The sequence below is a fragment of the Curtobacterium pusillum genome (assembly GCF_013359865.1).
Taxonomy (GTDB): Bacteria; Actinomycetota; Actinomycetes; order Actinomycetales; family Microbacteriaceae; genus Curtobacterium; species Curtobacterium pusillum.
Window position 1 is genome coordinate 40,108 of the sequence record NZ_JABMCE010000085.1, and the last position, 23,876, is coordinate 63,983.

Below are 23,876 nucleotides of genomic sequence, written 5' to 3' on the forward strand. Positions count from 1 at the left end.
ATCGAAGGAGATGACTGTGCGTCTGATCGCCGTAGCGGGTGAATCGCTGGTCGACATCGTGCACGACGGCGCGACGCGGGAGATACCAGGTGGAAGCCCGGCGAACGTGGCGCTCGGGCTGGCACGGCTCGGCACCCCGGTCGAGTTCGCCACGTGGCTCGGTGACGATGCTCATGGACTCCGCATCGCCGATCATCTCCAGGCGTCCGGCGTGCGGCTGGTACCAGGCGTCTTCGGTGCGACTCGGACCTCCGTCGCGATCGTTCGGCTGGCCCAGGACGGCCAGCCGACGTACGAGTTCGGTATCGAGTGGGATCTGCCGGAAGTGCAGCAGACCCCGCGGTGGTTGCACGTCGGGTCGATCGGCGCGTTCCTCCAGCCCGGTGCGAGCAAGGTGCTGGCGTTGGTGCGTCGGACGGCGGCGGCTGCGGGAACCGTCTCGTTCGACCCCAACATCCGACCCGCCCTGCTCGGCGACGCAGCAGGCGTGCGAGCTTGGTTCGAGCAGCTGGCCGCGAGCGCGAACGTGGTGAAGCTGTCCGACGAGGACGCGGCATGGCTCTATCCCGGATTCAGCACGGACGCAGTCCTGGACCGGCTCCTCGAGGTCGGCGTCGAGCTCGCCGTCATCACCACCGGTGCCGCAGGCTCGGTCCTGGCTACTGCACTCGAGCGGGTCCCGGTGCCGAGCGAGCGCGTTGACGTCGTGGACACGGTCGGCGCAGGCGACACCTACATGGCGACGCTCATCTGGCAGCTCCGGAGTCACGGGGCGGCACTCGGCTCGATCGACGGATCCGCCCTCGCCGAACTCGGTCGCGTCAGTGCCCGTGCCGCGGCGATCACTGTCAGCCGGCGGGGTGCAGATCTGCCGACCGCCGATGATCTGCTCTCGGTTGCCGGCGAGGACAGCGGATGACTGCCCCGTCGGTGCCGCACGGGAAACGGCAGCGTCCCGCTTCCGGCGCCATGTCGGTCGGACAGCACTTCAACGAGCTTCGGAAGCGCCTCTTCCGCGCGGTACTCGCCATCGCAGTCTGCGCGATTGCCGGCTGGTTCGTCACACCGTTCGTGCTCGATCAGCTCCGCACCCCGGTCGCCGAGCTGACCACCACTGGCGGCGGTCACGCCGCGGAGCTGAACTTCCCCGTCATCAGCGGCGCCTTCGACCTGCGGCTCCAGATCACCATCACCATCGGTGTCGTCATCTCCAGCCCCATCTGGCTCTACCAATCGTGGGCGTTCGTTGTTCCCGCGCTGATGCGGAAGGAGAGGCTGTACGCCATCGGCTTCCTCGGCTCCGCGATCCCGCTGTTCCTCGGCGGCTGCTGGTTCGGCTGGCAGGTCCTGCCGCACATCGTGCAGATCCTCGGCAGTTTCGTCGCGCACCAAGACACCTCGATCGTCGATGCGAAGGCTTACTACGACTTCGCAGTGAAGCTCGTGCTCGCCGTCGGTATCGCCTTCGTCCTGCCGGTCTTCCTCGTCCTGCTGAACTTCGTCGGCGTGTTCACCGCGAAAGCGATCCTCGGCGCCTGGCGCATCGCAGTGCTCTGCATCCTCATCTTCACCGCGGTCGTCACGCCGTCAGCGGACATCGCATCGATGTTCCTCCTCGCCGTTCCGATGTCCGTGCTCTACCTGGCAGCGTGCGCCGTCGCATGGCTGCACGACCGTCATCTCACCCGCCGCCTCGCGGCCGCGGCGACCACCACCCCGTAACGCGGCCTCGGCTGCGATCACCCCATCTCGCGAACGATCACCCCATCTCACGAAGGAGCGCACCATGCTCGGCAACCTCACCGGCGTCCACCTGCTCATCATCCTCGGCATCGTCGTACTGCTCTTCGGTGCCACGAAACTCCCCGCCCTGGCCAAGGGCCTCGGGCAGTCGCTGAACATCTTCCGCAGCGAGATCCAAGCCGACGACAGCAAGAAGAAGACAACCGCTCCCGACAGTCCCACAGCCGACCCCGTTCTCCCGTCGAACGAGTGACCTCCTCTCAGTCGAACTGACGGGATCACATCGTGGACGTCGACAAGCTGCTCATCATCGCCGTCGTCGCGGCGTTCTGCCTCGGTCCGACTCGACTCGTCGGACACACCAAGCAGCTGACCACGTTCCTCCGGCAGCTCCGTGGCTGGGCAGACACGACGAAAGCACAGATCGAAGAACGGACCGGCGTCGACATCGATTGGTCAGAACTGGATCCACGTCGATACGACCCACGGCGCATCATCCGCGATGCCCTCGTGGACGCCCCGAAGCCGCGCGATGTCGCCCTCGAAACGCCGACGACGAATGCGCACGAACCGCCCCGAACCCGGTGACGATCGCCACTCAAGCGGTCAACGGATCGGTGGTCCAACTCCACTGCTGCACGTGCGGCGTCGTCGGTGGCGGAGGTCATCCACCCCAGCCGGAACCCACGTCACGCCGCCGTCACGGGCCGGAAACAGCGGACTGCTACAAACGCAACCATGCTGACCGTCACCGGTGCCCTCCGCGTCCTCGTCGACCCTCGGACCGAGCGGGAGGGCGACGTCGTCGTCGATGACGGCAGCGACCTCGCGAGTGTTCTCGACGCCGAGGGGTGCGTGGTCACTGCCGGCCTCGTGAACGCGCACCACCACCTGCTGCAGACCGCGTTCCGGACCCTCCCGGGCACGCGGGGCGTCCCGATGGCGGACTGGCTGCCGACGATGGCCGGAGCGTACGCGCGGGTCGGCCACGATCCCGAGCTCTACGGACTGGCCGCTGCCGCCGGAGCCGCCGAGGGCCTCCTGTCCGGCGTCACGACGATCGCCGACCACCACCTGAACTGGCCGGCCGACGCGACCACCGACGACACCGTCGCGCTCGCCGCTGCGACCGTGGACGCGGTCCGCGGGATCGGTGGGCGACTCGTCTTCGTCCGGGGGTCCGCACGGGACGACCCGGACCGCGCTGCTGCGTCCGCGGACGCCATCGCCGCCGGGCTGCTCCACGAGGACGCCGTGGGCGGCGTCGACCCCGACGGCGGGCTCCAGGTCGCCGTGGGCCCGGCGGGGGTGCACTCCGACGGTGAGGCGACGTTCCGGGCCCTCGCCGAGGTCGCCGCACGGTACGGCTTGCGCCGACGGACGCAGGCGAACGAGCAGGTGGACACCGCGATCGCTCTCGAGCGCTACGGCCGTCGGCCGCTCGACCTGCTCGAGGAGTGGGGGTGGCTTGCGCCCGACGTCACCATCGCGCACCTCTGCGACGTCACCGACGACGAGATCGCGCGGCTCGCGGCGTCGGGGGTCACGGCGACGCACGCGCCCGGCTGCGACGTGCCGATGGGCTGGGGGATCGCGCCCGTGGCCCGGCTCGCCGCCGCCGGGGTCCCCGTCGGGCTCGGCACGAGCGGGGGCGGGAGCAACGACGCCGGGCACCTGCTCGCGGACGGCCGCCTCGCGATGCAGGTGTCGGCGCTCGTCGGGCCCCAGCTGCCGGCCCGTCAGGTGCTCGGGATGATGACGGAGGGCTCCGCCGCGGGGCTGGGGCGGCCGGAGCTCGGGCATCTCGGCGCCGGGGGTGCGGGTGACCTCTGCGTGTGGGACGTGTCGGGTGTCGCGGACGCCGGTGTCGCCGATCCTGTGGCCGGGCTCCTGTGGGCGTCCCCGGGACGGCGGCCCCGGCACGTCGTCGTCGGTGGGCGCGTGGTGGTGCGGGACTTCAGGCTCGTCACGGCTGATGAGCGCGAGTTGGCGGCCCGTCTCGGCGAGCGTCTGGCGCGTACCCCGGCCTGACGGCGACGGCCGGCCAGCCGGCGACGGCCGGCCGGTCCCGGCCGACGCGCGCGGGCAACCGGTCCCGGCGTGGCGGGGCCCGGCCAGCCGGTCGCGGCCGACCGGTCGCGATCAGCCCACCCCCACCCGACGGTGGATCGGCCCGGCGCCGTCCACGAGCGAGCCGCCCGACGACCCCGTCCGGACCGCGATCACCTCCGCCATGATCGCGATCGCCATCTCGGCGGGGGTCGTCGCGCCGATGTCGAGCCCGATCGGCGACCGCAGCCGTCCGAGGTCCGGTGTGCCGAGCCGCCGCAGTTCTTCCATCCGTCGTTCGTGGGTGGCCCGGGACCCCATCGCCCCGACGTACCCGGCGCCCCGGCGGAGCGCGTGGTCGATCACGGCGGCGTCGAACCGGTCGTCGTGCGAGAGCACCACGACGACCGTCGACGCGTCGATCGGCAGGTCCGCGAGCACCCGCGTCGGCCAGCCCACGAGGCGCTCGTCGGCCGCCGGGAACCGCTCGTCCGTCAGGAACACCGGGCGGGGGTCCACCACGGTGACCGCGTGGCCGAGGACCGCCGCGGCGTTCGTCACGGCGACGGCGAACTCGACCGCGCCGACGACGATGCACCGCGGCCGGCCGTCGGAACGCTCGGCGAACACGCGACCGCGGCAGCCGTCCGGGGCGGTGACGACGGCGCCGAGCGTGTCCGGGTCGAGTGAGAGCGCGAGTGACGTCGGCACGCCGGCCGTAGCGTGCCGCAGCGCGTCGACCACCGCGACGTCGTCGGGTGCGACCCGGCGGACGAGGACCTCGACCCGGCCGCCGCACCGGAGGGCGGGCGCCCACACCGCGTCCGGGTCGTCCGGGTGGTCGTCGAAGCCGAATCGCTCGAGGACGGCGACGCCGGTCGCGAGGATCTCCTCGGCCGTGTCGAACAGCGAGCCCTCGACGCATCCGCCGGAGATCGTGCCAACGACCTGGCCGCCGGGCAGGACCGCCATCGACGTCCCGACGCCGCTCGGTGCGCTGCCCTGCATCGCGACGGCGGTCGCGACGACGACGGGGTCGCCGGCGTCGAGGACGGCCAGGAGGCGCGGTGCCAGTTCGAACATCACGCACCTCCGGCGTCGGTCGCGTCCACCGCCATCGCCCAGACCCGGTCCCGGGTCATCGGCAGCCGGTACGGCCGGACGCCGATCGCGTCCCGGACGGCGTTCGCGACCGCCGGTGCGACGGGGTTGTACGGAGCCTCGCTCATCGACTTCGCCCCGAGGGGCCCGAGCGGGTCGTGCGTCTCGGCGAACAGCACCTCGGTCCTGGGCACGTCGGAGATCTTCGGTACCCGGTACGCCCGGAAGGCGTCGGTGGTGACGCGGCCCGTGTCGTCGAGCAGGACCTCCTCGTAGAGCGTGGACCCGATCGCCTGTGCCGCCCCGCCCTCGACCTGGCCGCGCAGTTGCTCGGGGTTGAGGACGGTGCCGGCGTCGACGGCCTGCACGCTCTGCAGCACCCGCACCTCGCCGGTCGGGCGGTGCACGGCGACCCGGGACCCGTGCACGGTGAACGCCAGCGACCGCGGAGTGCCGTCGTGTCGGCCGTGCGCCAGGAGTGGTCCGTCGGCGAGGAGTTCGGCGTGGTCGACGAGTTCGTCGCCGATGCGGACTCCGTCCGGTTCGACCGAGATCGCCGGGCCGAGGGGGCCCGCGGCGGTCCGGGGCGTGCGCTCGGCCACGATGGCCATCGCCCGTGCGGTCATGTCGTCGCGCAACGTCTGCGCGGCTGCGTACAGCGCCCGGCCGGCGACGACGACCCCGGCGGAACCGAACGCCCCGGTGTCGTGCTCGGCCGCGTCGGTGTCGGACTGGTGCACGTCGACACGGTCGGGTGTGGTGCCGAGGGCGGTCGCGACGAGCTGGGTGTGCACGGTGGTGGTGCCGTTGCCGAACTCTGCAGTGCCGACCCCGATCCGGTACCGGCCGCCCGGGGTGAGTTCGACGGTCGTGTGGGCGTGGTGGCCCCGCGGCGGCATCGTGGCGATCGCGGCGAGGGCGACACCCGTGCCGTGCGCCCAGTCGGGGGAGCCGTCGAGTACGGGACCGTCCATGCGGGGCGCCTCCGGCAGCGGCCGGGCGAGCGCTCCCTCGACGAGGTCGAGGCACTGGTCGAGCCCGTAGCTGCCCTCCCACCGCAGGTCCGTCTCCTCGTCCGGGTCGGTGACGACCAGCGGGTCCCCGGGCACGATGACGTTGCGCCGTCGGAGCTCGACGGGGTCGATGCCGAGCTCCCGCGCCAGCTCGTCCATGGCCGACTCGATCGCGAACACCACCTGTCCGAGGCCGTACCCCCGGAACGCTCCCGAGGGCAGGCTGTTCGTGTAGACCGACTCGGCGTCGACGCGCTTCGCGGGGCACCGGTACACGGCCACCGACTCGCTCACCGAGTGGTACATCACCCCGATCCCGTGGTTGCCGTAGGCGCCGGTGTCCATCGTCTGGTCGACGTGCATCGCCGTCAGGGTGCCGTCGGCCTCGGCGCCCAGCCGGACCCGCACGCGCATCGGGTGCCTCGTCGGGGCGATCGTGAACTCGTCCCGGCGGCTGAACTCGTACTGCACCGTCCGACCCGTGCGGAGCACCGCCAGGGTGACGAGGTCCTCGGTGAGGAGCTCCTGCTTGCCGCCGAACCCGCCGCCCACGCGCTTGGCGACGACGCGCACCTGGGCCGGGTCGAGGCGGAACACGCGTGCGATCTCGTCCCGCACCAGGAACGGGACCTGCGTGGCGGTCCGCAGCACGAGCCTCCCGTCCCGGTCCACCGACCCGCGGGTGGCGTGCGTCTCGAGCGCCGCGTGCGAGACGCGACCGGTCGTCCACGTCCCGTCGACGGTCGCGGCGGCGGACGCGAGGGCGCCCTCGACGTCACCGGTCTCGCCGTGCAGGGCCGCGACCACGTTCCGCTCCGGTTCGGCGATCCGGTGCTCGGCCGATGTCTTCTCGCCGTGCAACAGCGGGGCGCCGGGGCGACGGGCCGCGTCCGGGTCGTGCACGCTCGGCAGGACCTCGTACGCCACCCGCACCAGGGCGCAGGCCTGCTCGGCGATCCGGACGCTGTCCGCGACGACGGCCGCGACGCGCTGCCCGCGGAACCGCAGCACCCGGTCGAGCACCAGGGTGTCGTCCGGGTCGTCGAGGCGGGACTCGTGCCGGCCGGTCGAGAACAGCACGCCGGGGTCGTCGCGGTACGTCAGGACGGCGTGCACCCCGGGCAGCGCCTCGGCCTCGGTCGTGTCGATCGCGGCGATCCGGGCGTGCGGGTGCGGGCTGCCGAGCACGGCGAGGTGCAGCAGCGTCTCGGTGCGGCGGACGTCGAGCGTGTACTCCTCCCGGCCGGTGACGATGCGGCCCGCAGCCGGGGCGGCGACCGAGTGTCCGACCGCGGCACCGGCGTCGGCGCACGTGGTGTTCGTCACCCCGGCGAGGGCGTCCTCGATCGACCGGTACCCGGTGCAGCGGCAGAGGTTCCCCTTCAGCCGGCGGTGGTGGTCGGCGAGGTCCTCGGGTCCGAAGGTGGACGCGGTGACCACCATGCCGGCGGTGCAGAACCCGCACTGGAACGCTGCCGCGTCGGCGAACGCGCGCTGCACCGGGTGCGGGGCCTCGGGGGTGCCGAGTCCGGCCGCCGTCGTGACCGTGGCGCCGTCGAGCCGGTGCGCCGGGGTGATGCAGGAGTGCACCGGGACACCGTCGACGAGCACGGAGCACGCGCCGCAGTCGCCGGCGTCGCAGCCCTTCTTGACCGCGGTGACGCCGTGCTCGCGCAGCAGCGTCCGGAGGACCTGTCCGGGTTGGGGGGAGACCTCGAGCGCGTTGCCGTCGACGTCGATCCTCATGCGGCACCTCCGGCGACCGAGTCGGTGTCGATCGCGGCTTCGTCGCGGAGTTCGTGCGCGAAGCGGGTGCTCACCGCGCGGCGCCAGTCGGGCGAGCCGTGCGGGTCGTCGTACCAGTCGTCGTACCCGGCGAGCGCGGCGTCGAGGGTCTCCGCGCTCGGCACCGTGCCGAAGCGGAGGACGAGTGGCCGCGGCGTCGCCGCCGTGACGACGAGCACGAAGCCGTCCGTCGACCACCGCGCCGTCACGAGTGCGCCGGAGCGGCCGTGCGGGCTGAGCGACACCCGTCGGTACCCGGTCGTCGCGGTGAGCGCACGTCGGGGCACCTCGAACGCCCGGATCACGTCACCGTCGCCGAGGTCGAGCGTCCGGACGCCGAGCACGAGCTCCGACACCGGGACCCGCCGTTCGCCGCCGTCCGCCGTCCACACGACGGCCGTTGCGTCGAGGGTCACCAGGAGCGCCGTCATCGCCCCCGCCGGCAGCCCCACGGCCACGTTCCCGCCGACGGTCGCGCTGTTCCACACCTTGAACGAGGCGAGCAGGGCGTTCGCGCACCGGTCGACGAGCGGCCACGCGCGCCACCCGGGGTCCGGGGCGAGCCGCAGGAGCGACGCGATCGTGCACGTCGCGGCGATCGTCAGGGTGTCGTCGGAGTACTCGACGTCCGGCCAGCCGAGCGTCGTCAGGTCGACGAGGCCGGTGAGGTCGGGTTGCTCCTCGGAGAAGAGCCAGGTGCCACCGGCGAGGGGGCGTTCACCCGCGGCGAGGGAGAGGTCGGCGCGGTGCGACGGCATCCGCACGGTGCGGACGGTGACGAGGTCCATGGAGGGGTCCGATCAGGGTGGGCGAAGCGGGACGGTGGACGCTCCCCGGCCGTCGGCCGTGCGCGATCATCCCGCGGTTCCACGCCGAGGTCGGCCGGCACGTGTCGGTGGTGTCCACGGCGCCCTCCTCGGATCGGACCTGCTGTCGTGCCACGGTACGGAAACGGTGTTTCGGCGTGGTTACGGGCCGGGAACGCTCGATGACGAACGACGACGACCACCCGTGACGTGCCGGAGACATGCCCGAAACACGGCGGTGTCATCCTCCGGGACATGGACATCTCCGACCTCGACCGGCTCGACCCCGCCGATGCGCGCGCGCTCGTGGCGACCTGGGCGGGTGTGCCGCGGTGGGTCGACGCGGTCCTCGCCGCACGTCCGTACGCGTCGGTCTCCGAACTCGCCGCGACGGCCGACCGGCTCGCCGGGACCTGGACGGACGACGAGGTCGCCGCGGCCCTCGCCGACCACCCCCGGATCGGGGAGCGCCCGGTGGGGTCCGGGGCATCGGCCGCGGCGTCCCGGGTCGAGCAGGCGTCCTCCGCCGACCCTGACGGTGAGACGCGCGCGGCGATCCGCGACGGCAACGCCGCGTACGAGGCCCGCTTCGACCGGGTGTTCCTGGTACGCGCCGCGGGACGCTCCGCGACCGAGATCCTCGCCGAACTCCGGCGCCGGCTCCGCAACGACGACGCGACCGAACGCGCCGAGGTCGCCGACGAGCTCCGCGCGATCGCGCTGCTCCGACTCGAGAGGACCTTCGCGTGAGCCACCTCACCACCCACGTGCTCGACACCACGCACGGCCGACCCGCGCCGGGGATCGCGGTGACGCTGACCGACGCCGCGGGGAACGTCGTCGCGCGCGGCACCACCGATGACGACGGACGGATCGGGGACCTCGGACCCGAGCGTCTCGCGGCCGGCGACTGGACGCTGTCGTTCGCCACCGGGCCGTACTGGACCGGCCTGGGCTCCGTCGCCTTCCACCCGCGGGTCGACGTCGTCCTCACCGTTCCCGAGGGGCAGTCGGACGCGCACCTGCACGTCCCGCTGCTCCTCAGCCCGTTCGCCTACTCCACCTACCGAGGGAGCTGACCCACCATGACCGACACCAGCACCGCCGACACCACGGCCACCACGACGACGACCGCCACGGTGCACCTGGGCGCCAACCAGTACGGCAAGGCCGAGGTCCGTCTGGTCCGCGTGACCCGGGACACACGTCGCCACGAGATCGAGGACCTGACGATCTCGACCCAGCTCCGCGGCACGGCGCTGGCCGACTCGTACACCGACGGCGACAACGCGAAGGTCCTCGCGACGGACTCGCAGAAGAACACCGTCTACGCGTTCGCCCGCGAGCACGGCGTGCACACGCCCGAGGAGTTCCTGCTCCGGCTCGGCCGCCACTTCACCGGCGCGTTCGACTGGTACGACGGCGCGACGCTGTCCGCCGAGCAGCACGCCTGGGAGCGGATCCCCGTGGACGGGGAGGAGCACGACCACGCGTTCGTCCGCTCCGGCCGGGGCACCCGCACGGCCGTCGTCCAGTTCGACGGCGAGGACGTCCACGTCGTGGCGGGCGTCACCGACCTCACGGTGCTGAAGTCCACCGGCAGCGAGTTCCACGGCTTCCCCCGCGACGGCTACACGACGCTCGCCGAGACCGACGACCGGATCCTCGCGACCTCGGTCACGGCGCGCTGGCGGTACACCCCCGAAGCGGTCGCCGCGGGCATCGACTACGACGCGCTGTACACGGCGGTCCTCGACCGGATGCTCGCCACCTTCGCCGACCTGCACTCGCTCGCCCTGCAGCAGACGCTCTTCGCGATGGGCCGCTCGGCGATCGAGGCGTTCCCGGAGATCGCCGAGGTCCGCTTCGCGATGCCGAACAAGCACCACTTCCTGGTCGACCTCGCACCCTTCGGACTCGACAACCCCGGTGAGGTGTTCTTCGCCGCCGACCGCCCCTACGGGCTCATCGCCGGCACGGTCGTCCGCGACGGTGTCGCCGAGGCGCCGGCGGCGTGGACGTCGGTGCCGGGGTTCGTGTGATGCCCCGGCAGGACGGCTGACCGGTGGTCGCCGGACGCACGGTGGGCCTCGTCCTCGCGGCCGGCGCCGGGTCCCGGATGGGGCGGCCCAAGGCGCTCGTCCGCGACGGCACCGGCCGACCGTGGGTCGACCTCGCGGTCGCGACGCTCCTCGACGGCGGGTGCGACGACGTCGTCGTCGTGCTCGGAGCGGCTGCTCGGGAGGCGCGGCTCCTCATCGCGGACCGGCCGGCGGTGCGCAGCACGGTCGCGGCCCACTGGGCGAGCGGGCTCGGTTCGTCGCTGGTGGCCGGCATCGACGCCGTCACGTCGGCCGGTGACGGCGTCGATGCGGTGCTCGTCTCGCTCGTCGACCTGCCGGACCTGCCCGCGGCGGCCGTTCGCCGGGTCCTCGGTCCGTCCGCGCACCGTGTGTCCGCCGCCCGGCAGGCCACGTACGCCGGGCGACCGGGGCACCCGGTGCTCCTCGGCCGAAAGCACTGGGCGCCGCTGGTGGCCGGACTCCGGGCGGTCGGGGACGACCCCACGCGGGCCGACCGCGGTGCCGGGTCCTACCTCCGGTCGGTCGGCGCCGAGCAGGTCGCGTGCGACGACCTGTGGGACGGACGCGACCACGACCGGTTGCCGGACCCCGTGCAGTGACGCCGTGCGGACGACGGACGGGAGGCACGGCACCAGCCGGCACCGCGCCTCCCGTCCGTCCTGCTGGTCGTCACGCGACGGACGCGCGCGTCTCGGCCAGCGTCGGGTAGTCGGTGTAGCCCTCGGCGGAGGCGCCGTAGAACAGCTCGGGCCGCGGCGCGTTGAGCTCGGCTTCCTGCTCCCACCGGTGCGCCAGGTCCGGGTTCGCGATGGCGGCGCGGCCGACGGCGACGGCGTCGGCGAACCCCTGGTCGAGGAGTGTGATCGCCTCGTCACGGGTGGTCATCGCCGAGAAGCCCGAGTTCGCGACGAACGGAGCGCCCGCGGTCCGACGGATGTGCTGCACGAGGTCGCTGCCGGGCTCGGCGTTGAGCACGTCCACGAAGGCGATGCCGAGCGCGGCGAGCCCCGCGGCCAGCGCGGAGTACGTGGCGAGCACGTCGGCGTCGTCCTCCTCGAGCACGCCCTGGATGTCGTGCTGCGGTGACAGCCGGATGCCGGTGCGGTCCGCACCGATCGCGGCTGCGACGGCGGTGACGACCTCGATCGCGAACCGCGCGCGGTTCTCCGGCGACCCGCCGTACTCGTCGGTGCGGGTGTTCGACACGGGGGAGAGGAACTGATGGACGAGGTACCCGTTCGCGCCGTGCACCTCGACGCCGTCGAGTCCGGCGGCGATCGCGTTGCGCGCGGCCTGCACGAAGCCCTGCACGGCCTCGTGGACCTCGCCCGTGGTGAGTCCGTGCGGGACCGGCATGTCCGCCTTGGTGCCGTCGGCCAGGTGGGTCTGGCCCGGGGCCGCGATGGCGGAGGGGGCGACGATGCGCGGGGTCCCCGAGATGTCGGTGTGCGAGACGCGGCCGCCGTGCATGAGCTGCATGACGAGGGTGCCGCCCTCGGCGTGCACGGCATCGGCCACTCGGCGCCACCCGGCGATCTGCTCGTCGGTCTCGATGCCGGGCTGCCCCGGGTAGGAGCGGCCCTCCTGGACGGGCCACGTGCCCTCGGTGATGATCATGCCGAGGCCGGCGCGCTGCCGGTAGTGCTCGACGAGGAGGTCGTTCGGCACCCCGTGCTCGCCGGCGCGCGTGCGGGTGAGCGGAGCCATGACGATGCGGTTGCGGAGGTGCAGGGCACCGAGGTCGGTGGGTTCGAAGAGCTTCACGACGAAACCGGAACGTGTTCGTTGCGGTGCCCATTCCCGCGCGGGACGGGAGACGCGGTGCGGACCGGCACCGCGCCTCCCGTCCGACCGGTCTACGCGGTGGTCACCGGCGCTCCCAGGAGCCGCGTCCCGCTCGTCCCGGCGGGCGAGGTGACCGTCCACGAGGTGTCCGGCAGGAAGTACCCCTGCGCGGCCTCGGCACCGGTCAGCGTGTGTCGCGGGGTGGAACACGTGTACGACGCCCCCGGGGCGAGGGAGGTGTACCTGCAGTTCCCCGCGCCGCTCGGTACGAGGGGCGACAGGTTCCCGGCGGTCGGGGCGACGGTGACCGTGGTGGTGCCGGTGTTCGTGACTCGGAAGGTGTACGGGATCGTGTCGCCGTCGGCGTACGGCGCCGTCGTCACGTCCCGGCCGGTGTCGGAACGGGCTCCGCTGATCGTCACCGCCGCGAGCGTGGCGGACCCGGTTTGGATGCCGGACGTGAGTGCCACCGGCACCCCGAGCACGTGCGCAGCACCGGTGGAGTCGCCCGTGGCGCTCCACGTCGTGTCCGGCACGAAGTACCCCTGCGCGGCCTCGGTCGTCGTCACCGTGTGACGGGGCATCGCGCAGGTGTAGGACGCGCCCGCGCCGAGACCGGCGTAGCGGCAGTTCCCGGTTCCCGGCGGGGTGAACGGGGCCAGGTTCCCGGCGGTCGGCGTGACGGTGGTCGCCGAGGCGCCGTGGTTGCGGACGGTCACGGCGTACGGGACCGTCTCACCTGCCGCGTAGGGCGACGCCGAGAGGTCCCGAGCGGAGTCGGTTCGCGTACCGGTGATGCTGAGGTTCCCGAGTGTGCCGATTCCGTCGCAGGCCGCGCCGAGCCAGGCGTCGTCGAACCGCGCGAACTCCATGGCGGTCGAATCGCTGGACTCGTAGAGGACGCCGAACCAGCCGGGTGTGAGGCGGGTGGCGGTCGAGTACCCCGAGTAGCCGGCGTTGATCTGCCTGGCGTACGGCCAGGTGGCTCCGTCGTCGCAGGACACCCGCGCGGTGAGGTTCGAGCGCGAGGACTGGGAGGCGGTGTTGGTGAACAGGAGCACCTGAGCCTCAGCGCTGCCGGCAGGGGCGGCCGGGTAGACGCGCGTGATCGACGCGTTGTTGGTCGGGTCCGGGAGCTCGGTGTCCTGCGTCACGGCACCGTACGTGGCGCCGCCGTCGTCGGACACGGCGATCTTCCGGTACCCGCCGCCCGCGCTGTCCCTGGAGTTGAGGAGGATGCGCCCGTCGGAGAGCTCGACGACCTTGTTCTCGTCCATGCCGGTGCCGACGAAGGCGCCCCGCTGCCACGTCGCGCCGTGGTCGTCGGAGTAGACGCTGTACGCCTGGATCGCGGTCGAGCCGTCCGCCTGGAGCACGGTTCCCGCGAACTCCTGCACGAGCCTGCCCGCGTGCGCGCCGTAGCGGAGCTGGATGCCCTCGCCGGAGCTGGCGAACATGCCGCGCACGTCGCCGGTCGTCGGGCTGGTCGAGCTCGACCCGGGCTTCACGACGGAGGTGATCAGGCGTGGTGCGCTCCACGTCAGGCCCGCGTCGTCGGACTCGGACACCTGCGCGCTGATGACCTGGCGGTCCGCGTCGTCGTTGCCGTAGGCGCTCCCGGCGAACCCCTGGTCCTTCGAGTACACCGAGAACAGGAAGACCTTGCCGGCGACGGCGTCGTACACGAGGCTCGGGTCGCTGTAGCCGGACTTCGGGGCGGTGGTCGAACCGGCGCGGACGGTCGTCGTGGTGCCCCAGCTCGCACCGCCGTCCGTGCTCCGGCGCATGACGATCGAGTTGGGGTTGGGTGCGTCGGCCGCGCTGCCGGGTCGCCCGTCCCAGGCGGCGAGCACGACCCCGTCGGGGAGCGATGCGAGTGCCGGGATGCGGTAGGCGGCGAACGGCCCGGTCGGGGAGCCCGAGATGTCCGACGTGGTGATCGTCCCCGGCGGGTCGGTCGGCGCGGCCCCGGCCGCGGTCGCCGTGAACGTGGCGCTCGCGCCCGCGAGCAACGTGGCGGCGGCGAGGAGGGAGAGCGCTCGGCGGCCGCTCCTGCGTGGTCCTGACATGGGGTTTCCGTTCTTCCGATGGTGCACGTCGTCGTGGTTGTCGGTCGTGGAGTTCGGGTCAGTGGTGCTCTGGTCACTGAAGCACATCGGACGTCTGATGTCCATCGTCATATGTGCTAACTTCGCCAAGCATGAGTGAGTCACACGCATGACGTTCTCCGTCACCGTCGTCGGTACGGGCGCCTTCGCCCGTGAGCACGTCCTCGCACTCCGTACGCTCGACGGCGTACGGGTCGCCCGGGTCGCGGGCACCGACCTGCGCCAAGCGGCCGAGCTGGCAGCGCTCGTGCCGGGAGCCGTGCCCACCACCGACATCGCCTCGGCCGTGGCCGATCCCGCGATCGACGGCGTCGACGTCTGCAACGCGACCCCCGGCCACGCTCCGTGGACGATCGCCGCCGGCCGAGCCGGCAAACACGTGCACGTCGAGAAGCCGGCCGCCCTGTCGATCGAGTCGTTCGACCAGATGGTGGAAGCCGTGCACGGGGCCGACCGGACGCTCATGGTGGGGCAGACGGTACGGTTCCAGCCCGCGGTCGCCGAGCTGCACGAGCGGCTCGAGCGTGGCGACGCCGGGGTGCCCCGGCTCCTGCACATCACCTGGTACACCGGTCATGTCTGGCCCGGTGGCTGGCGAGGCTGGCAACTCGATCCGGTGGCGTCGGGCGGACATCCCGTGCACAACGGCACGCACGCACTCGACCTGGCCGTGTGGCTGATGCGATCCGAGCCGGTCGAGGTGTTCGGACGTGACTTCCCGACGTTCGCGGCCGAGATGCCGATGCCGGACAGCTTCCACCTGCTCGTGCGGTTCGCGAACGGCGCCCTGGCCACGATCGAGCTCTGCTACGCGCTCACCCAGCCGGGTCGATTCCTCCGCCGGGTCGTGCTCTGCGGGACGAACGGCACACTGCTGCACGACACCGATGCCGAACCCGGTCTGTCGACGCCACGTCACGCCGAGCCCCCGGCATCGCTCGAGGGCGCACTCGCACGCCAGCTCGCGCACTGGGTCGCGGCGGCACAAGGGCGCGAGCCCCTGCGCGTCCGGCCGAGCGAATCGCGGGCTGCGCTGGCGGCGGCGATCGCCGGCCAGCGGTCGCTGCGCTCGGGCCACCCGGTGCGCATCGGGGAGGAGGCACGGTGAACGACCGGATCCGAGTCGCCTTCGCAAGCGGCGTGCGTCATGCCGACTCCTACCTGGCCGAGTTCGCCGCTGATCCGAGGGTGCAGCTCGTCGGCGTCGCCGACGAACCGGACGCTCCGACCTGGATGATCGAGGACGGCCGTCGTGTGGCCGACCGGTACGAGGTTCCCTGGTTCGACGAGATCGACGCCGTCACGGACCCCGAACGCGTCGACCTCACCGTGGTGTGCAGTGAACCGACGCGGCATGCCCGACTGGCGTCGGCGGCGATCACGGCAGGTGTCCACGTCCTCGTCGACAAGCCGGTCGCCACGCGGCTCGAGGACCTCGACGCCCTGATCGACCTCGAGGCGACGAGTACAGGCACGGTCTCGGTCGTGAACCGGACCCACGCTCCCGCGCTCCGGCGAGCACGGCGTTGGATCGACGCCGGTGACATCGGCCTCCCGCGGCACGTCGACGTCGAGTTCCTGGCGAGTGGTGCGTTCTTCTCGACCTCGGTCGAACGCCCCGAACTCGTCCTCGATCCGTCGCTCAGCGGTGGTGGCGAGATCCTCAACTTCCTGGGGTACTGCGTCGACGCCGTGGACCACCTCGTGGGGCTCCCGATCGAGAGCGTCCACGCCATGGCCGGCGCCCTCTTCGACGCCGGACACGCCGGGGGCGGCGTCGAGGACACCGCGATCGTGTCGCTCGGGCTGGCGAACGGCGTCACCGCGACCGCGACGGTCGGGCGGGTGGCATTCGCGCCGGGCACCGGGCCGACCAGCAGTTCGATCCGCGTGCTCGGGTCGCACGGGCACCTCACGGCCGATGACGACCAGCCCGCCGTCCTCGCGTTCGGACCGCGTGGAGTCGCCGCCCACCCGATCGGCGGCGGCGGTGGTGCGGCGCCCCTGCGTGCCTGGCTCGGGCACGTCGTCGACGCGCTCTGCGCAGGGGAGGCGCCCGACTACGGACTGCGCCGAGCCCGGACGTCGCTCGCCGCGATCGACGCCGCGTACCGCTCGCTCGCCGACCAGGCGGCCGTCCGTCCCCACCGACGCCCCTGAACGGGATCCACGTCCGGAACGAAGGAGAGAACGTGTTCCTCGACCTGCCCGAAGCCGAACTCCGCGCCTACACGAGTGCGCAGGTGGACCCCGATGACTTCGATGCCTTCTGGGCCGACACCCTGGGCGCTGCCCGTCGGCACCCCGTCATCGCCCGGATGGAGCCGGTCGACGTCGGCCTCCGGACGATCGACGTGTACGACCTGCGCTTCCGCGGCTTCGACGGCGAGGAGATCGCGGCGTGGGTCAGGATCCCGCGGAACGCCGAAGGACCGCTGCCGGCGGTCGTGCAGTTCCACGGGTACGGCCGTGGCCGTGGCGACGCGGTCGAGAACCTCCTCTGGGCCTCCGCCGGTCTCGTGCACGTCGAGATGGACACCCGAGGGCAGGGATGGAGTGGATCGCGGGGCCTCACCCCGGACCGCACGTCCGCCGGGCCGCAGATGCCCGGCTTCGTGACCCGGGGCATCGAGGACCCGGACGACTACTACTACCGGCGTGTCTACACGGACGCGGTGCGTGCCGTCGAGGCAGCTCGTTCCCTGGACGCGGTGGCCTCGGACCGCGTCGCCGTGCACGGGATCAGTCAGGGTGGCGGGATCGCGCTCGCCGTGGCCGGCCTCGTTCCGGACCTCACGCAGGTCGTCGCACGCGTGCCGTTCCTGTGCGACTTCCCCCGTGCCTCCGTCATCACCGACCGCCTTCCCTTCCGGGAGATCAGCGACTACCTGGCGCACTACCGGGACCGCACCGAACTGGTGCACCGCACCCTCGCGTACTTCGACGGCGTCAACTTCGCACGTCGGGCACAGGCGCCGGCGCTGATCACCGTCGCCCTGATGGACGCGGTGTGCCCGCCGTCGACGGTGTACGCGGCGTACAACGCCTACGCGGGCCCGAAGCGGCTCTGCACGTGGACGTACAACGGACACGAGGGCGGCGGCGTGGACGACGACGTCATCGCACTCCGGACGCTTCAGGGGGCGCTGCGCGTGGACTGAGCCTCGGTCCCGAGCGATCGCCGCAACGGCAGGTAGTGCCGGACCACCGCGGCTCGGTAGGCGTCGGGGTCGCCGGCCTCCGCGGCCCTGAGCATGTCGCCGTGGGCGCGCGCGGTCTCGTCCAGACCGACCGCCGGCGACAGCCCCAGCCGCGGGTACACGACCGTGTTGACCTCCCAGAACGCCGTGACCAGCTGCCCGACCAGGGCGTTGTCGAGACGGGCGATCAGTTCGGAGTGGAACGCGCGGTCCTCGGTGGCGAACGGTTCGCCCGCATCGCTGCGGAGCTCCATCGTGTGCACGAGGTCGTGCAGCGAGGGATTGCTCGTCCCGGCCAGCGCGGTGCACACCTGCTCGGCCATCGACAGGTCGAGCGCCTCACGGACCTCGACGACCTCTCGCAGCGCGGCCAGGTCGTCCCCGGCGCCGAGCACGCCGCGGAACACGAGTCCCTCGACCAGCGGCGCGAGCGAGAGCTGCCCCACGTAGGAGCCGTGGCCGTGCCGGACCTCGACGATGTCGAGCGCTGCGAGCGTGCGCATGGCCTCTCGGATGCTGCTGCGACTGACCTCGAGCTCGGCGCAGAGCTCCGCCTCGCTCGGCATCAGGTCACCGGGCCGGAGCCGGTGCACGAGGATGAAGTCCTTGATCTGGTCGGTCACGGGCGTGCGACCGTGCCTGTGCGTCGATGCGAACAGGCCGACCGGTGCGGATACTTCCGTCATGAGCGCTTGACCTCCCCGGACATCGTGCCCTACGTTCACTGTACCCGCTCGGACATCAGACGTCCGACATCAGGAGAGGTAGTTTCAATGCTGAAAGCAACGCTCCAGAAGGAGGCGAGTCGTCGCACCTTCCTCGCCGGTACCGGCGCGATCGGGATCGTCGCAGCGCTCGCGGCCTGCAGCGGGACCGGTTCAGCCAGCAGTTCGAAGGCGAGCGGCAGCGCGGGCAAGATCGACAAGAACGGCACCATCACCGCCGGGATGTCGTACGCGCTGGGAACCGGTTTCGACCCGATGACCACCACCGGTGCGCTGACGATGGCGGCGAACTGGCACACGCTCGAAGGGCTCGTCGAGCTCGACCCGGTCACGCGGAACGCGGCGGCCGCACTCGGCAAGGCACTTCCGAAGCAGAAGGACGACACGACCTACACGGTGACGCTCCGGGACGGTGCGAAGTTCCACGACGGATCCGCCGTCACCATCGACGACGTCCTGTTCTCGTTCCAGCGCGTGCTCGACCCCGCCAACGCCTCGCTCTACGCCGACTTCCTGCCGTTCCTCTCCTCGGACGGCGTGACGAAGGTCGACGACAAGACGGTGCAGTTCCACATCGACTACCCGTTCGCGCTCTTCGCCGAGCGGATCTCCGTCGTGAAGATCGTGCCGAAGGCGGCCGTCCAGGCCGACCCCACCGGGTACGACGCGCTTCCGGTGGGCACCGGCCCGTACAAGCTCGTCTCCGCCACCGCCAACGACAAGCTCGTGTTCCAACGGTTCGACGACTACAACGGGCCCCGGAAGGCACTCGCCGCCGGGATGACCTGGAACCTGCTCTCCGACGCGTCCGCTCGGGTCAGCGCGATGCAGTCGAAGCGCGTCGATGCGATCGAGGACGTGCCGTACCTCAACGTCGACGGCCTCTCCAGCGTCGTGGACACGAAGTCCGTCCAGTCCTTCGGGCTGCTGTTCATGATGTTCAACACCTCGGCCAAGCCCTTCGACGACAAGCGCGTCCGTCAGGCGTTCTTCTACGCGATCGACATCGACAAGCTCATCAAGAACGGCATGCTCGGCAACGCCGCCGCCGCTTCGAGCTACGTGCAGAAGGACCACCCGGACTACGTCAAGGCGAAGACGGTCTACAAGCACAACCCGAGCAAGGCGAAGAAGCTCCTCAAGGAGGCCGGCGTCTCCGGGCTCAAGATCACGCTCCTGACGACGGACACCAGCTGGGTCAGCGATGTCGCGCCGTTGATCAAGGAGGACCTCGACGCGGTCGGGATCAAGACGACGCTCGACATCGGACAGTCCGCCGGCCAGTACAAGAAGGTCGACAACAACCAGTTCGAGGTCATGGTCGCTCCCGGTGACCCCTCGGTGTTCGGGAACGACGCCGACCTGCTCCTCCGCTGGTTCTACGCGGACAACGTCTGGTCGCAGCAGCGGTACCGCTGGACATCCAGCACCGAGTTCAAGAAGCTCCAGTCGCTGCTCGACCAGGGCGCGAAGCAGAGCGACCGGAAGGACCAGCTCGCCACCTGGGGCAAGATCTACGACCTCGTCTCGGACGAGGTGCCGCTCTACCCGCTGCTGCACCGCAAACTCCCCACGGCCTGGAACGGCGACGCACTGCAGAACTTCAAGCCGATCTCGATGACCGGTCTCTCGTTCCTGGGCGTCGCGCCCACCGCGTGAGCCGTATTCCAGCCGGCGGCAGGGCCGTTCCCCTCGGCCCTGCCGCCACCCATCGCCCCCATTAGGAGCACTCCGCATGGTCCAACTCGTGCGCCTCGCGACACGCAGGTTGATCGTCCTGCCGTTCATGATCCTCGGGATCACGCTGCTGGTCTTCTTCGTCCTGCAGTTCGCGCCCACCGACCCGGCGACGAACGCGCTCGGTGAGAGCGCCAGCCCGGCGGCCAAGGAGGCCTGGCGAGCAGCGAACGGCTACAACGATCCGCTGATCCTCCGGTACTTCGCGTTCCTCGGACAGCTCGTCCGGTTCAACCTCGGCAACACCGTGCCGCCGGCACAGCCGGTCGGCAAGCTCATCGCCGCCGCCTTCCCGCTGACCCTCGAACTGACCTTCCTCGGACTCATCATCGCCGTCGTGGTCGCAGCGGTGTTCGGCGTCGCAGCGGCGCTGTACCGGGACCGCTGGCCCGACCAGGTGATCCGCGTCGTGTCGATCGCCGGCTTCGCCGTGCCGTCGTTCTGGCTGGCGATCCTGCTCATCCAGCAGTTCGCGCTGAAGGTGCCGTGGTTCCCCACCGGCGGCTACGTGCCGCTCGGCGACTCACCCGCGGGCTGGCTCCAGAGCATGTTCCTGCCCGCGACCGCGCTCGCCGTCCCGGTCGCGGCGTCGCTCACCCGCGTCGTCCGCACCTCGATGGTGGAGGAGCTCGATCGCGACTACGTGCGCACCGCGATCGGCTCCGGTCTGCCGCGCTCGGTCGTGATCGGGCGGAACGTGTTCCGGAACGCGCTCATCACACCCCTCACGGTCCTCGGCCTCCGCGTCGGGTACCTGCTCGGCGGCGCGATCGTGATCGAGGTCATCTTCAACCTGCCCGGCATGGGACAGCTCATCCTCAACGGCGTCACGGCGGGCGACACCAACCTCGTCCAGGGCGTCACCATCACGATCGCGTTCACCTTCGTGATCGTCAACACGATCGTCGACCTGCTCTACCTGGTCGTCAATCCCCGAATCAGGACGGTGTAACGATGCGACGCACCCTCGCAGACCGACTCTCCGCTCCGGGGCTGCGGTTCAGAGCACTGCCGCTCTCCTCCAAGGCCGCGCTCGTCGTCTTCGCGGTCGTCGTCCTCGCGGCGGTCTTCGCCCCGCTCGTGGCGACGCACGACCCGCTGAAGTCGGGCATCCCCGCGCAGGCGCCATCGCTCGACCACCTCTTCGGCACCGACCGCAGCGGCCGCGACGTGTTCTCGCGTCTCGTGTACGGCGCGCGGTCGTCCCTCGCCATCGGCCTGGGAGCGACGGCGCTCGCACTGCTCGTCGGCGGCATCGTCGGGTCGATCGCCGCCACCGCGAACCGCTGGATCAGCGAGACGATCATGCGGGTCCTCGACGTGATCATGTCGTTCCCCGGCATCGCGCTGGCGATCGTCTTCGTTGCCGTCTTCGGCAAGAGCCTCCCGGTCCTCATCGCGATCATCGCGTTCCTGTACGTGCCGCAGCTGTCCCGGATCGTCCGCGCGAACGTCCTCAGCCAGTTCGGCGAGGACTACGTCTCGGCCGAGCGCGTGCTCGGTGCGAAGACGACCTACATCCTCGTCAAGCACGTGTTCCGGAACTGCGCGGCTCCGATCCTGGTGTTCGCCACGATCCTCGTCGCCGACGCGATCGTGTTCGAGGCGAGCCTGTCCTTCATCGGCGCCGGCGTCCAGGAGCCCGCACCCTCGTGGGGCAACGTGATCTCGAGCGGCAAGAACCTGCTCCTCGCGGGTGGCTGGTGGGCGACGCTCTTCCCCGGCCTGCTCATCCTGGTCACGGTGCTCGCGCTCAACGTGCTGGCCGAGGGACTCACCGACGCCATGGTGCGACCCAGTGCCCGACCGCGGTCGACCGTCGCCGCCCAGGAGGCCACCGCCACCGCGAGTGTCGCGGCGGCCGCTCCGGACCCTGCTCTGGTCGCCCACCTCCGCAACCTGCGGGACGCCGAGGAGCGCCGGACGGACCGGCTCGTCTTCGACTCCGACGTCGCGCCGCTGCTCGAGGTCCGGGATCTCTCGATCCGGTTCCCGGACCGGCACGGTGACGTGGACGTCGTCGACCGCCTGAGCTTCTCGGTGCGACCGGGGGAGACGATGGCGCTCGTCGGCGAGTCGGGCTCCGGTAAGAGCCTGTCGAGTCTGGCGATCATGGGCCTCCTCCCCGCCAACGCCGAAGTGACGGGCAGCATCCGCTTCGAGGGGCGGGAGCTGCTCACGATGACGGAGGCCGACCACAACCGGCTGCGCGGGCACGAGATGTCGATGGTGTACCAGGACGCGCTCAGCTCGCTGAACCCGTCGATGCTGGTCCGGTCGCAGCTCAACCAGCTGCTGAAGCGGGGCGGCACCCGGACCGCCGAGGAACTGCTGGAACTCGTGGGACTCGACCCGGCGAGGACGCTGAAGAGCTACCCGCACGAACTCTCGGGCGGTCAGCGGCAGCGTGTGCTCATCGCCATGGCGCTCACGCGCAGCCCGAAGCTCGTCGTCGCCGACGAACCCACGACGGCACTCGACGTCACGGTCCAGGCACAGATCATCGACCTGCTCAACGACCTCCGCGAGAAGCTCGGGTTCGCGCTGGTGTTCGTGAGCCACGACCTGGCGCTCGTTGCCGAGGTCGCCCACACCATCACCGTGATGTACGCCGGTCAGGTGGTGGAGAGCGCTCCGACCGCCCAGCTGCTGCTCGACCCGCAGCACGAGTACACCCGCGGTCTGCTCGGCTCGGTGCTCTCGATCGAGGCCGGTGCGTCCAGGCTCCACCAGATCCCCGGGACCGTCCCCACCCCGCGCGACTTCGCGAAGGGCGACCGGTTCGCAGTGCGGTCGGTCGAACGCCCCGGCGTGGGCGCCGACGTCCGTCCGCAGCTGCGCCTGCTCCCCGGGACAACCGACCACCTCGTCGCCACGACCGAGCCCGCCGAGCACTCGGACGACCTCGTCGCCGCACAGAACGGAGCCGCCTCGTGACCGGGCCGGAGATCCTCGCACTGGAGCACGTCCACGTCGTGCACACCGCCCGCACGGGCAAGCTGTTCCGACCCGACAAGGTGCACGCCGTCAACGACGTGGGCCTGAGCATCCGCCGCGGTGAGACGGTCGGCATCGTCGGGGAGTCCGGCTGCGGGAAGTCGACCCTGGCCCGCGTGCTCGTCGGGCTCCAGCACCCCACGGCGGGCGACGTCCGCTACCGCGGTGCGAGCGTGCTGTCGAAGAGCGCCGCCGTCCGCCGGGACCTCGGCAAGGCCGTCTCGATGGTGTTCCAGGACCCGTCCACGGCGCTGAACGCCCGACTGTCGATCCACGACATCCTGCGCGACCCCCTGGACGTGCACGGGATCGGTTCCGGTGCGCAGCGCGAACGCAGGATCACCGAGCTCCTCGACCTGGTCGGCCTGCCCCGGTCGGCGGCAGAGGTACTGCCGAGCCAGGTGTCCGGCGGACAGCGGCAGCGCGTGGCGATCGCCCGTGCGCTGGCGCTCGAGCCCGACCTCCTGGTGGCGGACGAGCCGACGAGCGCCCTCGACGTCTCGGTCCGCGCTCAGATCCTCAACCTCCTGACCGACCTGAAGAGCCGTCTCGACCTCGCGATGGTCTTCATCTCGCACGACATCCAGACCGTCCGGTACGTGTCCGACCGCATCGTCGTCATGTACTACGGCCGCATCGTCGAAGAGGGCACGGCCGCCTCGGTGTTCGACGCGCCGAGCGACGACTACACCCGCAAGCTGCTCGGCGCCGCGCCGACGCTGCTCTAGACCCATCCTCAACCG

At 71.4% G+C, this 23,876-nt stretch carries 22 protein-coding genes; 16 read left to right on the forward strand and 6 right to left on the reverse strand.

Going from position 1 to position 23,876, the window contains the following annotated elements:
- Window positions 1-16 precede the first annotated feature (16 nt).
- The 5 genes from HP507_RS14925 to HP507_RS14945 all read left to right on the forward strand — a co-directional run bounded on the left by HP507_RS14925 (window position 17) and on the right by HP507_RS14945 (window position 3,774).
- Window positions 17-919, forward strand: a complete 903-nt coding sequence (locus HP507_RS14925) for a carbohydrate kinase family protein (protein ID WP_271207258.1) — start codon at window positions 17-19, stop codon at window positions 917-919.
- Window positions 916-1,722 carry a twin-arginine translocase subunit TatC gene (tatC, locus tag HP507_RS14930; protein WP_254701156.1) on the forward strand — a complete coding sequence of 269 codons (807 nt, stop codon included), beginning with the start codon at window positions 916-918 and terminating at the stop codon, window positions 1,720-1,722. Before HP507_RS14925 ends, tatC begins: the two co-directional genes overlap by 4 nt.
- 64 nt (window positions 1,723-1,786) lie before the next feature.
- On the forward strand, window positions 1,787-1,996 hold the full coding sequence (locus tag HP507_RS14935) for a twin-arginine translocase TatA/TatE family subunit (protein WP_175352587.1): 210 nt from the start codon (window positions 1,787-1,789) through the stop codon (window positions 1,994-1,996).
- Between the two features lie 32 nt (window positions 1,997-2,028).
- Window positions 2,029-2,331: a twin-arginine translocase TatA/TatE family subunit gene (locus HP507_RS14940; protein ID WP_175352588.1), complete on the forward strand. Its 303-nt coding sequence runs from the start codon at window positions 2,029-2,031 to the stop codon at window positions 2,329-2,331.
- A gap of 150 nt (window positions 2,332-2,481) precedes the next feature.
- Entirely contained in the window at window positions 2,482-3,774 is a 1,293-nt protein-coding gene (locus HP507_RS14945) for an amidohydrolase family protein (protein WP_175352589.1), read from the forward strand.
- Window positions 3,775-3,885: 111 nt separating this feature from the next.
- On the opposite strand, the gene HP507_RS14950 is transcribed toward HP507_RS14945, so the two are convergent.
- From HP507_RS14950 to HP507_RS14960, 3 genes are read right to left on the reverse strand one after another with little or no spacing between them, the layout of a single operon-like run.
- Window positions 3,886-4,875: an XdhC family protein gene (locus HP507_RS14950; protein WP_175352590.1), complete on the reverse strand. Its 990-nt coding sequence runs from the start codon at window positions 4,873-4,875 to the stop codon at window positions 3,886-3,888.
- A complete protein-coding gene (locus HP507_RS14955) occupies window positions 4,875-7,652 on the reverse strand; it encodes a molybdopterin-dependent oxidoreductase (protein ID WP_175352591.1) in 2,778 nt (925 codons plus the stop codon). The genes HP507_RS14950 and HP507_RS14955 overlap by 1 nt, the downstream gene beginning before the upstream one ends.
- Window positions 7,649-8,479, reverse strand: coding sequence for an FAD binding domain-containing protein (locus tag HP507_RS14960; RefSeq protein WP_175352592.1), 831 nt, complete (start codon window positions 8,477-8,479; stop codon window positions 7,649-7,651). Before HP507_RS14960 ends, HP507_RS14955 begins: the two co-directional genes overlap by 4 nt.
- Window positions 8,480-8,752: 273 nt before the next feature.
- Between HP507_RS14960 and uraD the strand changes: the two genes are divergently transcribed.
- Genes uraD through HP507_RS14980 form a run of 4 tightly spaced genes read left to right on the forward strand, consistent with a single transcriptional unit; the run spans window position 8,753 to window position 11,180 of the window.
- Window positions 8,753-9,247: a 2-oxo-4-hydroxy-4-carboxy-5-ureidoimidazoline decarboxylase gene (gene uraD / locus HP507_RS14965; protein ID WP_175352593.1), complete on the forward strand. Its 495-nt coding sequence runs from the start codon at window positions 8,753-8,755 to the stop codon at window positions 9,245-9,247.
- Complete coding sequence (gene uraH, locus HP507_RS14970) at window positions 9,244-9,576, forward strand: hydroxyisourate hydrolase (protein WP_175352594.1); 333 nt, start codon at window positions 9,244-9,246, stop codon at window positions 9,574-9,576. Before uraD ends, uraH begins: the two co-directional genes overlap by 4 nt.
- Window positions 9,577-9,582: 6 nt before the next feature.
- Window positions 9,583-10,539 carry a factor-independent urate hydroxylase gene (pucL, locus tag HP507_RS14975; RefSeq protein WP_175352595.1) on the forward strand — a complete coding sequence of 319 codons (957 nt, stop codon included), beginning with the start codon at window positions 9,583-9,585 and terminating at the stop codon, window positions 10,537-10,539.
- A 23-nt stretch (window positions 10,540-10,562) separates the two neighbouring features.
- Window positions 10,563-11,180, forward strand: a complete 618-nt coding sequence (locus HP507_RS14980; RefSeq protein WP_271207257.1) for a nucleotidyltransferase family protein — start codon at window positions 10,563-10,565, stop codon at window positions 11,178-11,180.
- A gap of 70 nt (window positions 11,181-11,250) precedes the next feature.
- Here the strand turns inward: HP507_RS14980 and HP507_RS14985 are convergent, their stop codons facing one another.
- Together HP507_RS14985 and HP507_RS14990 are read right to left on the reverse strand one after the other, a co-directional pair.
- On the reverse strand, window positions 11,251-12,345 hold the full coding sequence (locus HP507_RS14985; RefSeq protein ID WP_175352596.1) for an alkene reductase: 1,095 nt from the start codon (window positions 12,343-12,345) through the stop codon (window positions 11,251-11,253).
- 92 nt (window positions 12,346-12,437) lie between these two features.
- Window positions 12,438-14,435, reverse strand: a complete 1,998-nt coding sequence (locus HP507_RS14990) for a sialidase family protein (RefSeq protein WP_175352597.1) — start codon at window positions 14,433-14,435, stop codon at window positions 12,438-12,440.
- Between the two features lie 148 nt (window positions 14,436-14,583).
- Here HP507_RS14990 and HP507_RS14995 point away from each other — a divergent pair, with 148 nt between their 5' ends.
- From HP507_RS14995 to HP507_RS15005, 3 genes are read left to right on the forward strand one after another with little or no spacing between them, the layout of a single operon-like run.
- Window positions 14,584-15,582, forward strand: coding sequence for a Gfo/Idh/MocA family protein (locus HP507_RS14995; protein WP_175352598.1), 999 nt, complete (start codon window positions 14,584-14,586; stop codon window positions 15,580-15,582).
- On the forward strand, window positions 15,579-16,634 hold the full coding sequence (locus HP507_RS15000) for a Gfo/Idh/MocA family protein (protein ID WP_175352599.1): 1,056 nt from the start codon (window positions 15,579-15,581) through the stop codon (window positions 16,632-16,634). Before HP507_RS14995 ends, HP507_RS15000 begins: the two co-directional genes overlap by 4 nt.
- A gap of 32 nt (window positions 16,635-16,666) precedes the next feature.
- Window positions 16,667-17,635 carry an acetylxylan esterase gene (locus HP507_RS15005; RefSeq protein WP_175352600.1) on the forward strand — a complete coding sequence of 323 codons (969 nt, stop codon included), beginning with the start codon at window positions 16,667-16,669 and terminating at the stop codon, window positions 17,633-17,635.
- On the opposite strand, the gene HP507_RS15010 is transcribed toward HP507_RS15005, so the two are convergent.
- Window positions 17,611-18,297, reverse strand: a complete 687-nt coding sequence (locus HP507_RS15010) for a FadR/GntR family transcriptional regulator (RefSeq protein WP_338085243.1) — start codon at window positions 18,295-18,297, stop codon at window positions 17,611-17,613. The genes HP507_RS15005 and HP507_RS15010 overlap by 25 nt on opposite strands.
- A 150-nt stretch (window positions 18,298-18,447) precedes the next feature.
- Between HP507_RS15010 and HP507_RS15015 the strand changes: the two genes are divergently transcribed.
- From HP507_RS15015 to HP507_RS15030, 4 genes are all read left to right on the forward strand, one after another.
- Window positions 18,448-20,058 (forward strand): ABC transporter substrate-binding protein, encoded by a 1,611-nt coding sequence (locus HP507_RS15015; protein WP_175352602.1) that lies wholly within the window; start codon window positions 18,448-18,450, stop codon window positions 20,056-20,058.
- A gap of 76 nt (window positions 20,059-20,134) precedes the next feature.
- On the forward strand, window positions 20,135-21,088 hold the full coding sequence (locus tag HP507_RS15020) for an ABC transporter permease (protein ID WP_175352603.1): 954 nt from the start codon (window positions 20,135-20,137) through the stop codon (window positions 21,086-21,088).
- 2 nt (window positions 21,089-21,090) lie between these two features.
- Window positions 21,091-23,073 (forward strand): dipeptide/oligopeptide/nickel ABC transporter permease/ATP-binding protein, encoded by a 1,983-nt coding sequence (locus HP507_RS15025; RefSeq protein ID WP_175352604.1) that lies wholly within the window; start codon window positions 21,091-21,093, stop codon window positions 23,071-23,073.
- Entirely contained in the window at window positions 23,070-23,861 is a 792-nt protein-coding gene (locus HP507_RS15030) for an ABC transporter ATP-binding protein (protein WP_175352605.1), read from the forward strand. The genes HP507_RS15025 and HP507_RS15030 overlap by 4 nt, the downstream gene beginning before the upstream one ends.
- Window positions 23,862-23,876 lie beyond the last annotated feature (15 nt).